At 70.0% G+C, this 13,794-nt stretch carries 12 protein-coding genes; 11 read left to right on the top strand and 1 reads right to left on the bottom strand.

Features of this window, described 5'->3' with window-relative positions:
* Positions 1-134: 134 nt before the first annotated feature.
* The 9 genes from ACFV15_RS11660 (at position 135) to ACFV15_RS11620 (ending at position 9,886) form a co-directional block, all read left to right on the top strand.
* Positions 135-503, top strand: coding sequence for a TadE/TadG family type IV pilus assembly protein (locus ACFV15_RS11660; RefSeq protein WP_378350154.1), 369 nt, complete (start codon positions 135-137; stop codon positions 501-503).
* A complete protein-coding gene (locus ACFV15_RS11655; protein WP_378350153.1) occupies positions 500-1,348 on the top strand; it encodes a hypothetical protein in 849 nt (282 codons plus the stop codon). Before ACFV15_RS11660 ends, ACFV15_RS11655 begins: the two co-directional genes overlap by 4 nt.
* 98 nt (positions 1,349-1,446) lie before the next feature.
* On the top strand, positions 1,447-1,848 hold the full coding sequence (locus tag ACFV15_RS11650; RefSeq protein ID WP_378350152.1) for a TadE/TadG family type IV pilus assembly protein: 402 nt from the start codon (positions 1,447-1,449) through the stop codon (positions 1,846-1,848).
* Positions 1,845-2,333 carry a hypothetical protein gene (locus ACFV15_RS11645; RefSeq protein ID WP_378350151.1) on the top strand — a complete coding sequence of 163 codons (489 nt, stop codon included), beginning with the start codon at positions 1,845-1,847 and terminating at the stop codon, positions 2,331-2,333. The genes ACFV15_RS11650 and ACFV15_RS11645 overlap by 4 nt, the downstream gene beginning before the upstream one ends.
* A 42-nt stretch (positions 2,334-2,375) precedes the next feature.
* The gene (locus ACFV15_RS11640; protein ID WP_378350150.1) at positions 2,376-2,810 is read left to right on the top strand and encodes a hypothetical protein; all 435 of its coding nucleotides are present in this window, start codon (positions 2,376-2,378) and stop codon (positions 2,808-2,810) included.
* Entirely contained in the window at positions 2,807-5,827 is a 3,021-nt protein-coding gene (locus tag ACFV15_RS11635; RefSeq protein ID WP_378350149.1) for a BTAD domain-containing putative transcriptional regulator, read from the top strand. The genes ACFV15_RS11640 and ACFV15_RS11635 overlap by 4 nt, the downstream gene beginning before the upstream one ends.
* A gap of 797 nt (positions 5,828-6,624) precedes the next feature.
* Complete coding sequence (locus ACFV15_RS11630) at positions 6,625-6,894, top strand: hypothetical protein (RefSeq protein WP_378350148.1); 270 nt, start codon at positions 6,625-6,627, stop codon at positions 6,892-6,894.
* A 48-nt stretch (positions 6,895-6,942) separates the two neighbouring features.
* Complete coding sequence (locus ACFV15_RS11625; RefSeq protein WP_378350147.1) at positions 6,943-8,106, top strand: AAA family ATPase; 1,164 nt, start codon at positions 6,943-6,945, stop codon at positions 8,104-8,106.
* A 31-nt stretch (positions 8,107-8,137) separates the two neighbouring features.
* Entirely contained in the window at positions 8,138-9,886 is a 1,749-nt protein-coding gene (locus tag ACFV15_RS11620) for a VWA domain-containing protein (RefSeq protein ID WP_378350146.1), read from the top strand.
* Positions 9,887-9,979: 93 nt separating this feature from the next.
* Here ACFV15_RS11620 and ACFV15_RS11615 read toward each other — a convergent pair whose 3' ends face one another.
* Positions 9,980-11,365, bottom strand: a complete 1,386-nt coding sequence (locus ACFV15_RS11615) for a helix-turn-helix domain-containing protein (protein ID WP_378350145.1) — start codon at positions 11,363-11,365, stop codon at positions 9,980-9,982.
* Between the two features lie 184 nt (positions 11,366-11,549).
* Here ACFV15_RS11615 and ACFV15_RS11610 point away from each other — a divergent pair, with 184 nt between their 5' ends.
* A complete protein-coding gene (locus tag ACFV15_RS11610) occupies positions 11,550-13,256 on the top strand; it encodes a hypothetical protein (protein WP_378350144.1) in 1,707 nt (568 codons plus the stop codon).
* Between the two features lie 11 nt (positions 13,257-13,267).
* Positions 13,268-13,738 carry an NUDIX domain-containing protein gene (locus tag ACFV15_RS11605; RefSeq protein ID WP_378350143.1) on the top strand — a complete coding sequence of 157 codons (471 nt, stop codon included), beginning with the start codon at positions 13,268-13,270 and terminating at the stop codon, positions 13,736-13,738.
* Positions 13,739-13,794 lie beyond the last annotated feature (56 nt).

Raw genomic sequence — 13,794 nt, 5'->3', positions numbered from 1 at the left:
AACCCCACCGCCAAACAGGGAACCGAACTCGCCATTTCCCAGAAACGAACCGACAAAAGGGCGGTCACAACCGACAGAACCCCCGGATCCCTACAGCCCGCGCACGACACGCGCTGCGCGGAGATCGCGGTGCGGTGAGCGCCGAGCTGGTGATCGCGACACCGCTGCTTTTGCTGATGCTGCTGACGATCGTGCAGTTCGCGCTGTGGTCTCACGCCACGCACATCGCGCAAGCCGCTGCGTCACAAGGGCTTTCCGCGGCGCGAGCACAAAATGGAACCGCCACGGCGGGTACCGCTGGCGCGAAACAGGTACTCGACGAACTCGCACACGGACCACTGAGCGACCCCAGTGTCGACTCGGTCCGGAGCGCGGAGTCCGCGGCTGTGCGGATCTCGGGCACCGCGACCTCGGTGGTGCCGTTCCTGACGTTGCCGGTCCACGCCGAAGCGGCCGGCCCGGTCGAACGTTTTGTCCCGGATCTCCGGAAGGCTCTGCCATGAACGACTACCACTACACCGCCGTCGCGGAGCCAGCGCTGTGGAAGCCAGGAGTGGACGCGGATCGTTTGAGGTGGCGCGCGGTTCGCTGGCGTGTGCTGGGAGATGTCCTCTGGCCAGGTCCTTTCGTGGCCGTCTTTGTCGGTGGCGGCGCCGTCGCGTTGGCCGATGCCGTGCTCATGGTGGTGCTCGGTTGGGTGCTGATCGCTGCTGGTATCGCGTTCGCCGGGGTCAGCTTCTTCTGGGAGAAGGGCGAACGGCTCTGGCTGCGGGACGCGGACTGGTTACTCGGCCAGCGCGACGACAAACTCTTTTACACCGTCGCGGACGTCGCGGGCTTCCCCGCCGCCGTGGTGCTGGCGGTCCGCCAGATCATCGTCGCCACGGACAAGCTTCGCCACCACGAGGGCGCCGCCTGGCTCGGCACCGAGCAACTCGACCATGTGCACCGACTCGCCTGGGAAGCAGTGTCCAGTGTGGACGAAACCCGCGAGGCCCGGCGGGTGGTGCGCGACGCCCGTGGTGTCGCCGACCTGGCCGGCGCTGTCCGTGCCGTTGAAGCCAACGTGGCGGCTCGCGATCGAGATATCGAACGAGCCGCGGATTGCCTGCGGCAGGTACTCGTGTTGGCCGACGCGTGGACGGAGAAACTGCGCGCGGTCACCATGCGGGCTGCTCTCGAAACGTGGCTCGAGCAGCTGGTGCTGCCCTCGATCAGTCCTTTGGTGACGGCGATGGAGGGGATTCCCGAGGCGGTTTTCGCCTACATCCTCGCAGCCCGCGATCTGTTGGATGCGGGCCCGTTCCCGTGGGAGCGCACGGGCGAGGAATGGCGGCGGGCATGCTGACCCGAACCCGCCCGTCCGGCGCGCGGGAACGCCCGCTGCGGTCCGAGCATTGCCGACCGGGGTCGGTTGCTGCCTGGTGGCGTGATGATCGGGGCTCCGTGGCGGCGGAGGTGACCTTGGTGGCGCCGTTTCTGGTGATGCTGCTGGTGTTCGTAGCCGTGGTTGTCCATCGGGGCGTCGACGCCCGGCTGCGGCTCAACGACGCCGCGCACCAGGCCGCCCGCGCGGCCAGTATCGAACGCACCGTTCCCGCCGCCACGGGCGCGGCGCACGCGACCGCGTCGAACGCGCTGTCGTCGGCGGGAATCACCTGCCGGTCGCTCGGTGTGGATGTCGGTGGCGGTCTGGCTCCCGGTAGCACGGTGGTGGTGACGGTGTCCTGTTCGGTCGACTTGGGCGACGCGCTGATTCTCGGTGTTCCGGGCGAGAAGCGTTTGTCCACTACCGCGAATGAACCTGTGGATACCTTCCGCTCAGCCCCACGTGGAGGTGGCTCGTGACCCACGGGCGGCACACGCGGCGGACGCGCTGGAGCCTGTGGTGGCAAGCCCGGTTCGGCTGGTGGCGGGCCTGGTGGTCAGCCGACGAGGGCCGGGTGACCGGCTTCATCGTCGTGCTCACGATCGGGATCCTCGCGCTGGCCGGACTCACCCTCGACGGCGGCCTGGCTTTGGCTGCCAAGGTCAAGGCAGCCGGGCAGGCCGAAGCGGCCGCTCGCGCGGGCGCACAGGCTATTGACCTTGGTGTCTACCGAGACAGCGGGCGCATGGTGTTGGTTCCCGGGCAGGCGGTCGCCGCGGCGCAGAGCTATCTCGCCGGAGTCGGGGCGAGCGGCACGGTGACGGTCGCCGGGGACACCGTGACCGTGGCCGTCACCGCTACCCAGGGCACCCAGTTGCTCGGTCTGGTCGGGATTTCCGGCATCTCCGTGCACGGCGCCGGATCCGCCCACCCCCAGCGCGGGGTCACGGGCCTGGAGCCATGACCGAGTGCAGCGTGACGGCCATTATCGAGGAAGGAGAACAAGATGGCGACGACTGAGGAGATCGAACGCCGAGTTGCTGAGGCCGACTCTGTCCGCAGCGCGAAGCGATCCGCTACGGCACAGCGGGTTGGCGAACTTGCGCAGCGCCGAGACGCGATTGCCGAGCAACTCAGCGACGTCGAACGGGAACTCGGCGACGTACTCGCCGCGGCTGGGGACGTCATCGGCGTCGACGAGTTGGCACGGTTCACCGAGGTCCCGGCCGCTGACCTCACCCGATGGCTGACCGCCCGAACGCCGACCCGCACCGGTGCCAAGCGGACGCGGTCGGCCGCCAGCGAGAAGAACGGCACCAGTAAGCGGCCGTCCGTGGTGAGGGCGCCGACGGACGGGCGGGCGTCCACACTGCCCGAGTCCAGCGCTGTACCTCGCGCTGACGCGGATGTGCCTGTCGGTGTCGCGGGGGAGGGGACGTGACGGTGCGGTCGGCGCGCCGACCGCTGGCACGGCCACCGGGCACGGCCCGCCGCATCTGGTGGGCGGTCACGGCCGTTCTCCGGTTCGTCGGCCTGGTGGTGCGCGGCGTGCTCGCGTCGGTCGTCCTGCTCGCCCTGGCGGTCGGCCTGCCATGGGCATTGGCGCACTTCGTCGGTTGGCCGCTGCCGGATCACCTGCCCAGCGTGGATGAGTTGACCGCTGTGCTGATGCAGCCCATGTCCGCCGGGTTCCTGCTGGATGCGTTGGCGTGTCTGTCGTGGCTGCTGTGGTTCTTCTTCACCCTCGATGTCCTCGCGTGCCTGGTCGACGTGGCCCGGGGCGCTCGCTGGCCCGAGCTGCGCCAGGCAAGCGGTCCGGTGCGTCGCCTGGTCGCGGTTCTCCTTGGCGCGGCACTCATCGCAGTACTCGGCCGCTCCGCCACCGCCGCGCCGGCGGCCTTCACCGGCGGGCCCACCGGTGAAGGTCGCGGCCCGATCGTGGCCACCGGTCCCGCCTGGCACACCTCGGCGCCCGTCGCTGGGAGCACACCCGCACCCTCGGTGGTGGGCGGAGGTGGTCAGGCGCTAGCCGCCCGTGCGGCGGCAGTCGTCGAGGACACGCCACCGGGGATGGAAAGGGCGAAACCACCCGAGAACGGTGTGTACGACTCGTTGTGGCGCATGGCCGAACGCTGCTTGGGCGAGGGGGATCGCTGGCCCGAGATCTGGGCGCTCAACGTCGGCAGCGCCCAGCCCGGCGGACGAGTTCTGACCAGTCCGCACCTCATCCACCCCGGTGACCTGTTCCGCCTACCCGGGGGCCGTAGCGTCAAACCCGCCGCACCGCCGCAGCCTCCCGCTTCGCCGGCGATCACCGAGGACCACACTCCGGCATCCAGCAAGCCTTCTCCGCCACCGGCGACCGGCGACCCGGATTCCGCCGGAGAACGGGCGGATCGGTCTGGGGGAGTGTCGTGGGGTAGCGAGGTGTTCGTCAGCCTGGGCTTGGCCGCGGCGGTCAGCGCCGCGGTCGTGCTCGTGCGGCGCCGCCGCAACGCCCGTTACCGGCCTGGCAGCGGGAAACGGGGCGACGACCTGCCCGTGGCGCCGGTGGTCTACCAGCTGCGCCTGGCGCACCTGCGAGCCCAGCACTACGACGACGACCTCGCCCTGGGCATCGAGGCCGAGGAGCCCGATCTCGCCGCGGGTTCGGCGGGTGTCCCGGTCGACGAGGGCCGCGAGCCTGCTCTCGCTGCGAGCCGCCGCGGATCGAGGTCGGTGCGAGTTCTCGCGCCCGGCCGGCGGCGGGTCCTCGGCAACCGGACGCAGGAAGCGGCACCCGGGGCGCGGGCCACCGTGGCGCCGGAGATCGCCCTCGGCGACGCCGTCACCCCTGACGCCGAGGTGTCGAACGCTGCTGGTGGGCAGTTGCTGGCGCTCGACCTCGCTCGCGCACGCGGCCTCGGTGTGGTGGGGCCCGGCGGGTACGCCGCGGCCCGCGCCCTGGTCCTCACCATGCTCACCGGGGACCCCGCGGTCACCGTGCTGATTCCCGCGGGTGACCTCGCCCGCCTGCTCGGCGTCCCGGTCCGGGCCGAAGACCTTCCTCGCTCGGTGCGGGTGGTCGAGGACCTGACCGCCGCCCTTGACGTGCTCGAGCCTGCCATCAGGCCGACCGGCTCGCCCGCGCCGCAGGTGCTGATCGCCAGCCCGCCGGCCGGTGCGGACGAGCGGGCGCGGTTGCAGGGGCTGCTGGACAACGGCGGTCAGGCGGGGATTGCGGCGGTGCTGCTGGGCCAGTGGCAACCCGGCGTCACCGCCTACATCACCGGTGCCGGGATCATCTCCGCCACCGACCCCGGCCTCGGTGAGCCCTTACGCGGAACCCGGGCGTTCACCTTGCCCGACACCGCCACCCGCGACCTACTCGCCCTACTACGCGACGCCGCGGCCGTGCCGCGACAGCGCCAACCCGACCTGCAGGGTGTCCCGGAACCGCCCACCATCCCGGCCACCGTGTCCTCGGACGATGCCGCGCCCGCGCCGGGCGCGAACAGCGACAGCCTCGAAATCACCGACAGTCCGGCCGTCGGCGACATGCAGGCGGCGCCCGCACCCTCACCTGCTGGGAAACCAGAGCCTCGCACCGCGCCGCCGGACGCATCGCCCACAGTCTCTGCCGACAGCCACGAGCCGAGCACCGAGCCGGCACCGATCGTGTTCTCGGTCTTCGGCGCACCCACGCTGCACTGGCGGCCCGATCCCGCCCAGCCTGAGCAGCTGCGCGAGATCTCGGACAGGTTCTCCCCGCGCCTGCTGGAACTGCTGGTGCTCTTGGCTGTCCATCCCGGCGGAGTGTCGAGGGACGCGGTCGTCGACGCCCTGTGGCGCGAGCACATCCCGCAGCGGCCGGCCAGCGTGCTGCGCACCATCCTCTCCCGGATCCGCAGCGCGGTCCGCGACATCACCGCGGGCGCGGTCAGCGAGCTGCTCCTCGTCGAGCACGGCCAGTACCGCCTCGATCCCGCACTCGTCGACATCGACTACCGCGGCTTCGCCGACGCGGTGGCCCGCCGCCGGGCCGCGACCACCGACACCGACCGTATTGCGGCGTACGAGGAAATCGTCGCCCGCTACGGCGGCCTGCTGGCCGACGGGCTGGACGCCGACTGGCTCCCCGCCGCCCGGGAAGCCACCCGCCGCGACGCACTGGACGCCGTCGCGGCCCTGGCCCGCGCCCGCGTGCACACCGACCCCGACTACACGCTCGATCTGCTGGAAACCGCGCGCGCGTTCGACCCGCACAACGAGCTGCTCTACCGCGACATCATGCGCCTGCAACACACCCTCGGCCGCCACGAAGCCATCTCACGCACCTTGACCCTGCTGCAGACCCGGCTGACCGAACTCGACACCACACCCACCCCGGAGACGACCGAACTCGCCCGGCGGCTACGCGCCCGCCACACCGGCATCTCCGACACCGGCACGGCGTCCGATGACCGGCGTCATACCTGACCGGACGACCACCACTCCGGGAAAAAACACTCCATTGCCCGCAATGGAGAACAGCGAAATCACTCGACGCGCCGCAGGCCCTTTAGGTGTGACGATGCTAGCGTCGATGGTGACGACGAAACCCTTGCAGCAAAGAAAAGTATCTCCGTGCACGCGCACTACCTTGACACCTGCCCTGTTCACACGCCGATTCACAACGAGTCTTCGACATGCTGCGCGACAAGGAAAAAGTCACCACAGGTGGCATGGCTCGGCCGAGCACACGCAGCGACCGTGTTCGTGGCCGCAGGTGCGGAGCGTGCCTGCCAGCGGCGGGGCCGATACCCCGGCCAATACACCTCGTCTTCCGATATCCGCATAAGCCGGATCCTGCCGTACTCCGCGTCTGTGCAGCGTATCCTCCCTGAAGGGGGATCCAATGGTGTCCCAGACACGCTTGACACCAAGCAGGTAATCACATCGGGCCGGGCGGCGGTGCCTGGCGTTTCGAACTCGGTTCGACCTGTCCACGCCTCCGATGGTATCTCGCCTTCTCTTTCCTTCTTTTCTTTGTTGAATTCATTAATGAATTCCCGTTATGCCTGTGGTCCCCCGTCTGCCGGCTCCCGGTTTCCTGTTCGCGCCCGACTGGTGTTGACCTGTGGAAACCGTTCGTAAACCCGCGAAAATTCCCGCGAATTCGCCCCGAAAAGCTATTGTGCGAGGCGCGGGTCAGAGTTACGTTTGTTGTGTCGCCGGGAAAATCGGAAACAATCGAAATACCGCACCTGGCGCGAGCTATGCCTATAGCGCGACGAATGCCACAGCTGGAGGCAGTGATGACAACCGCGAACACACCCGCCGACGAGGCAATTGCCCACCTGACCGCGCGCGGTTTCACCCACAACCCCCACATGAACTGGTACGAGCACCGATGGGCGCGCGTCGCGATCCTTGACGCCGAAGCCGCGTGCTTCGACGTGTGCGTGTTCACCCGCGACCCGTACGGCTTGCTGGCGTGGCGGGCGCAGCTCACCCACGCACCGCTGGCCATATTCGCCGCAACCGTCACCGCCGCTATCGACTGACCACCAACGACACGCCCGCCCTCGCTGTCTGGAAAGGACGCCTTCGCTATGACCACGCCACCCACAACTCAGGCAACGGGCACCCCCGCCCCGGGCGGGGCGAGCACCCGGCTGCGCAACGGCGAACTCCGCCGACAGGTCGCCGAGGTCCTCGCCACCAAGGCAGGCATGGAACTGACCCCGCGCACTATCGCGGCGACGTTGGACAAGTCGTCCGGGGCGGTGGGCAACGCGCTCGCGGTGCTGACCGGGCGGGGCGAGGCGGAACAAACCTCGGTCGCACCGTTGCGGTACCGCGCGACCGACACAACCGCCGACGCCGCGAAGTCCGCCACGGTAGCCGCGCGGACATCCGCAACCACGCCCGCCCGCGCGTCGTCCGTGTCGGGCGCTTCCGGTCGCGCGCTGGAGGTGGTCAACGGCCCGGTCAAGCGTCCGAATGGCCAGATGTACCACCCGCGCAAGCTGTCGGGGTTTTCGGACGTGACCGCGCTGCGCAAGCTGCGCGAGGCGAACGTGGCCGCCCTGTTGTACGGCCCACCCGGTACCGGGAAAACCTCGGTGGTGGAGGCGGCGTTCCCCGATTTGGTCACCGTGCAGGGCGACGGGGACACCACGGTCGCCGACATTGTCGGCGAGTACACCCAAACCCCGGACGGGCGTTACGTGTTCGTGCACGGGCCCCTGGTCACCGCGATGCGTGAAGGGCGGACGTTGTTCATCGACGACGCCACCCTGATTCCCCCGACCGTGCTCGCGGTGGTGTACCCCGCGATGGACGGCCGCCGCCAAATCACGGTCAAAGCCAACGGAGGCGAGAAGATGAACGCCGCCGACGGGTTCTACGTCGTGGCCGGACACAACCCCGGCGTACACGGCGCAGTGCTCACCGACGCGCTCTCGTCACGGTTTTCCGCGCAGATTCGGGTGTCCACCGACTACGACCTCGCTGACCAGATCAACATCAGCCCCCGGGCGGTGCGGGTGGCACGCAACCTGTCCGCGCGTCAGCAGAAGGGCGAGATCGGGTGGGCGCCGCAACTGCGGGAACTGATCGCGTTTGAACGTATCGCGGAGGTCCTCGGCATCACCGCCGCCGCTGGAAACCTGGTCGGCATCGCACCCGAGGAAGACCGCGACATCGTGGCCGAGGTGGTGCGCAATGTGTTCGGCCCCGGCGTCGAACCACTCGCCCTTGGTGCCCGCATCTAGCCACCCGCGACCGTCCAGGAAGGACCGATCGATGACCGCGCACGTGATCGCGAAACCCGACGCCACACCCGCCGCCGTGTTCCCCGCCGCCCCCGGATGGCTGACCCTGTCGGCCGCGTTCGGGGATGAGGTTCCCGCGATCGCGGACCGGGACGACCTCGTCGTCACCGTCGCCCCCGGGGCAGGTCACGGTGCCCCCGCGTGCTTTTTCCCCGACCTGTACCGGATCGAGGTCAACGGCATCCACTTGGACACGGGGGTCGACCCCGCGACCGTGGCGCCGCATCGTGTCGGGGACCGCAAGCGCTACCGCACTGCCTGGGGCTTGCTGACCCACGAATGCGCACACGCCGCACACTCGAAGTGGCGCGCACCCGACGGCGCGCAGCCCGGGGCGGTGGAAGCAGCGGACCTGTTGGAGGAGTCGCGGATTGAAGCCGCGCACGTCCGCCGCCGCCCCCAGGACCGCTATTGGTTGCGCGCGTCGGCTACCAACCTGATCCTCAACGACACCAGAGCAAACGACCCGAAGAACGCGCCACAGATGACCAAGGCGGACGCTGCCCGTAGCGCCGCGCTCCTGTTGGCGCGCGTCGACGGTGGCGTGCTGAACTACCGCGAGACCGCGCCGGTTGCGCGTGTGGTGGAAGACGTTCTCGGCACCGACACGTTGGCTGACCTGCGCCAAATTTGGCGCGTGGCACACAAGGTGGCCGACGACAACGCCGAGGCCATGATCGAGCTCGGGCGCCGGTGGTGCGAGGTGCTCGGTATCGACCCCGACAAGCCGCACCAGCCCGACCCGAACGGCACCGGTGCCCCCGACCCGAACGGCACAGGCAAGCCGTCACCGTTGGCTGAAGCGGTCACGCGCGCGGCGAACGCGGTCGCCCGGGCGGTAGCCGCCGAGACCGCCCCCACCGACCCCGCCACCCAACGGATCGAGGCGCAAGCCGCCGCCGATGCCGCCCGCACACAAGCGGCCAAAGACGCCAGCACGGTGTTCGCGGGTGGGCCCGGAGAGCACCCCCGCACGGCGACAACCCGCGCGCCGGAACAGCCCGAACGCACGGCCGCGCGCCAACTCGCCAGTGCGTTGACCACTGCCGGGGTGCGGGATCGGGTGGCGACCACAACGACCTCGGTCACACCCCCGGGGCGGTTGCGGATGCGGGGCGCACTGGCCGCTGACGCGCAACGTGCGGCGGGCGCGATGCCCACCGCCGAGCCGTTCACCCGGGTTACTCGCCGCACGGTGCCCGCCCCGCCGCTTCGGCTCGGCATCGCGTGTGACGTGACCGGCTCCATGAGTGCCTTCCGGGGACCGGTGGCCTCGGCCGCGTGGATTCTTGCGCACGCCGCCCACCACACCCAGGTGCCCGCCACCACCGCCACGGTGATCTTCGGTTACGGGGTCCTCCCGGTCACGCACCCGGGAACCACACCCCGTGCGGTGACCGAATTCCGCACCGGTGGCGGCAAACACCACATTGACACCGCGATCAACGCGCTCGACGGCGCCCTCGGGTTGTCCCGCCCCGACGCCGCCCGCCTGCTGGTCATCGTGTCCGACGGCATCTTCGAAGACGACCGCTACGAGCAAGGGCAGAAACAGCTCGATCGGTTGCGCGCCAACGGATGCGCGGTTCTGTGGATCAAACCCGACAACCCCAGCGCAGCCCCGATGACGGGGGCCGTCGTGCACACGCTCACCGATCCCACCGCCACCGCCCGCGCTATCGGGCAGGCAGCCACCGCCGCCCTGCGCGCCACCCGCTAACCGCCCCGTCGAACGGTCGCAACCAACCCACAACCGAAGGAAACGCATCTTCTCAGGTAGCGCCGACAGAAATGCGGATTCCTGGTATCGCCGTCAGACCGCTGTGCCGGTGCGGCGGGCGAAATTCCGCAGGCCCGGAAGCCGTTGCGCGGTGGGGTGGCGCAGCAGGGTGGTGGTCATCGCGGCGGTCGGTTTGCGGTAGCGGACCTCGTCCGGGGACGCTTGTTCGGCGGCGAGCAGCGCGCGGTAGCACTGCTCGGGTTTGTTCCACTGGTGGTAGGCGCGGGCGACGTCGACCCAGTACCGCGCTCGGCGCTCGGTGCTCGGGATGCCAGCCGGGTTGATGCGGCGGGCGTGCTCGATCGCGGCGCCGGAATCGCCCATGACGCGGGCGATGCTGAGCTGGTACAGCCCGACACCGGTGGGGCCGAAGCTGGTGTAGCGGTGATTCCCATCGACCCCGAGGCGGGTGGCGGCGTCGACGGCTTCGGCGATGAAGGTGCGGGCGGTGTCGCGGTCGCCGTCCGCGGCGGCGGTGTAGGCGGCGGTCTCCATCAGAGACCCGAACACCGACAGCTGCTCAGGGCCACGCAGATCGGACTGCAACGCGTGTGCGGTGTCGATGACCAGCTGCTGGGCGGTGTCGGCGTGTCCGGCGCGGCGCAGCACGATCGCCCAGACCCGGCGCGCGGTCGCTTGGGTGAGCAGATCACCGCTGGCGTCGGCGGCCTGCGACGCGCGGTCGGCGGCGGTCCAGGCGAGCCGGTCGTGTCCGGTCTTGATGGCGAGGTCGGTGGTCAGGGTGTAGAGCTCGGCGAGCTGGGCGTGCGCCGCGTCGGCGTGGTCGCCGGAGAGCGGATCGGCGCGGGTGGCCGCCGCGGCGACGATCAGGCCGGGCAACCGCGCCGCGACTTCGCCATATCGCCCGTACGCGAACACGGACCGGGCGACGGCCACGGCTTGCTGTAGCCGCGCTACCTCCACAGGGGTGCCTGCGGTCAGCGGCGGGGCGAGCAGCGCCTTCTCCAACGCGGAGATCGGGTCGGCCACAGCGGCGGCGGCCGAGTTCGCGGGGGTGCCGAGGACCGCGCTGCCGGCGAGGGCGCCCATCCCCGCGAGCAAGGTGCGACGACGCATCGGGTCCTGCTCCTCCCACACGGGCATCGGATCGCCGCTCACCCTATGGTCTGGCGAGGCCTCATGCCTGGTGGACACCCCGGCGGAGTGGGCGAGAGCCAGCCCGAACACCTCCACCGGCAGGAACAGCACCCGCGCCAGGGCACGCAGGGTCTCGACGTCACGCAGAGGGGAACTGCCGGTTTCCCAGCGGGAGATCTGGCTGCGGGAGTAGCCGCAGCGGCGCGCGAGCTCGGCCTGGTTCCAGCCGGCGGCGATCCGCGCGATCCGCACGATCTCACCGGGCGTGTGGTGCTGGCTCATCAGGGCCGAGACGACCCCGCGGTGCGCGGTCGAGGGCATCGGACTCCTCCCCGGAAACCTCCAGCTCAGCCATCTCACCGTAACCGATTTTCCGGCGCGTCAAACGAATGTGCATGACGTGCACACCACGCGCGGGGACCGCGCATCCCTCTGCCCGCCGATGATCGTCGGCGGTTGTGTGACAAGGACCTGATGATCCGCACCCGAGGAGGGCCTTGCCGTCATGTACCAGTCGACGTTCCACACCAGCCCGCAGCTGGAGTCATACCTGCGGTCCGGCCGGATGATCTCCGAGCATGAGACCGCCCAGGACATGGTGACCCGCATCGTCGCCACGCTCGAGCACGCCGACAGCCGCTTCGACCCGGCCGGTGCGGCCGCGTTCGGCGAGCGGCTCGGCTGGGCGCTGGATACCAAACGGATCGTGTTCTCCACCCCGATCATGACCAACGCCGGGCGGCACTTCGATCGGCCGCTGGCTGCGTGCGCAGTGCCGCCGGTGGATCTGCGCGGCGACCTCGCCCAGGTCAAGACGATCGTGGACGGTTACCACCGGGCCGGGATGGGCACCGGGTTCGCCCTCGACGAGCTCGACGACCCGGTCGGGGTGCTGCGCTACCTCAACGACATCGCCGTCACCGGCGCGAACTCCGGGCGTGAGGACCGCCCGGTCGGGAACATGGCCATCCTGTCCCTGGACCACCCGGCCGCCGAAGAGTTCATCGGCTGCAAGGTCGGCGCGGACGCCCGCGACGAGGCGTGGAAGTTCAACATCTCGCTGCTCGTCACCGACGTGCAGATGCGCGCCGCGCTCGGCGGCGCCGGGTGGGAACGAGACCTGCTGATCGCCGCGGCGGAGGCCGCGCATGCCTGCGCCGATCCGGGCCTACTGTTCGCCGACCGGCTCAACGAGGCCAACCCCACCCCCGAGGCCGGTGCGTATGTCTCGACCGCGCCGTGCGCGGAGGTCGGCCTGATCGCCGGGGAGACCTGCCAGTTCGGGTACCTCAACCTCGGCCGCTTCTACACCGGCGACGGCAGGGTCCCGGTCGACCTCGGCGCCCTGGCCGACACGACCCGCACGCTGGTACGGGCGCTGGATGCCGCGATCGAGGCGAGCCTGGCGCACTACCCGTCGCCGCTGTCGGCACAGGTCATGGGCATCAAACGCAAGATCGGTGTCGGCATGTGCGGGTTGGCCGACCTGCTGGTCGCCGCCGGGCTCCCGTACGACAGCGTCGAGGGTCGGCGGCTGGCGCAGGAGGTGCTGGCGCTGGTCAACTACACCTCCAAGCTCGCCTCTGTCGACCTCGCCCGCACCCGCGGCGCCTGCCCTGCCGTACTCGGCGGCCGGTCCCGCTATGCCGACCCCGCGTTCCTGCGCCGCTTCGCCGACCTCGAGGTGGACAGCGTCACCCGCGGCGACTGGACCGCCCTCGCCGACGAGATCGCCACCACCGGGCTGCTGCGCAACTCCTCCACCATCGCCGTCCCACCGACCGGCCGCTCCGCGCCGGTCGTGCGCGCCTCGACCGGCATCGAGCCGCTGTTCCGGCTCTCCGACGACTTGCCCGGCCACCAGCGCGCCGACGTCGTCGCGGCGCTGAATGCAGCCGGACGCACTGACATACTCGGCTTCGTCTCCACGCACGGACGGCTCCCGGCAGACCCGACACTGCCCGAGCGGCTGCGGGCGGTGCTGGCGACCGCGACGCAGATCAGCCCGGCCGGGCACCTGGCGATGGCGGCCGCGGTGCAGGCCTGCGTGGACGAGGCGGTGTCCAAGACGGTCAACCTGCCCGCCTCGGCGTCCTCGATCGACGTGTACGACACGTACGCCGCCGCGTTCGAGCTGGGGTGCAAGGGCATTACGGTGTATGTCGACGGATCACGCGACGTCCAGCCGCAAGCCCTCGCCACCGCCAGCTGAGGAGATTCCCTGTGCCCGAGCAGGAGTACGTGTTCGACACCAAGCACGACCGCTATCCCCTCGCCGTGCACGTCTTCCTTGTCCAGCAAGGAAAAATCCTGCTCATGCGCCGCGCCGGGAGCGGCTACGCCGACGGGCAGCTCGGGCTTCCGGCCGGGCACGTCGACCTCGGCGAGACCCCGACCGCGTGCGCGGTGCGCGAAGTCGCGGAAGAACTCGGCATCGTTCTCGACCCGGGAGCGTTGCGGCCGGGCGGCACGATGTTCCGCAACTCCCAGGAACCGCGGGTCGACATCTTCTTCACCACCCGATCGTGGGACGGCAGCCCGGAGATCCGCGAGCCGCATAAGTGCACCGAGCTGGTTTGGGCCGACCCGACCGCGATGCCGGAGGACGCGCTCGATTTCATCACGGCGGCGTGGAACGACGCGCAGAACGGCCGCGTACTGCGGGAGTTCGGCTTTACCCCGGTCCCGGCATAAGGAGTGGACTGGACCGGACGTGTTTGAAACGTGAGTGGGGCCTGCCGCGCTATCTG

The sequence above is a fragment of the Amycolatopsis sp. NPDC059657 genome (assembly GCF_042734395.1).
GTDB lineage: Bacteria > Actinomycetota > Actinomycetes > Mycobacteriales > Pseudonocardiaceae > Amycolatopsis.
Note: the sequence above shows the minus strand (reverse complement) of the source record. Positions and strands in the feature narration are given on the sequence as shown.

Excerpts from the sequence above, each read along its gene's own strand:
- ACFV15_RS11655 (WP_378350153.1), top strand. The coding sequence starts at position 500 with ATGAACGACTACCACTACACCGCCGTCGCGGAGCCAGCGCTGTGGAAG.
- ACFV15_RS11640 (WP_378350150.1), top strand. The coding sequence starts at position 2,376 with ATGGCGACGACTGAGGAGATCGAACGCCGAGTTGCTGAGGCCGACTCT.
- ACFV15_RS11630 (WP_378350148.1), top strand. The coding sequence starts at position 6,625 with ATGCCACAGCTGGAGGCAGTGATGACAACCGCGAACACACCCGCCGAC.
- ACFV15_RS11625 (WP_378350147.1), top strand. The coding sequence starts at position 6,943 with ATGACCACGCCACCCACAACTCAGGCAACGGGCACCCCCGCCCCGGGC.
- ACFV15_RS11620 (WP_378350146.1), top strand. The coding sequence starts at position 8,138 with ATGACCGCGCACGTGATCGCGAAACCCGACGCCACACCCGCCGCCGTG.
- ACFV15_RS11615 (WP_378350145.1), bottom strand. The coding sequence starts at position 11,365 with ATGCCCTCGACCGCGCACCGCGGGGTCGTCTCGGCCCTGATGAGCCAG.
- ACFV15_RS11610 (WP_378350144.1), top strand. The coding sequence starts at position 11,550 with ATGTACCAGTCGACGTTCCACACCAGCCCGCAGCTGGAGTCATACCTG.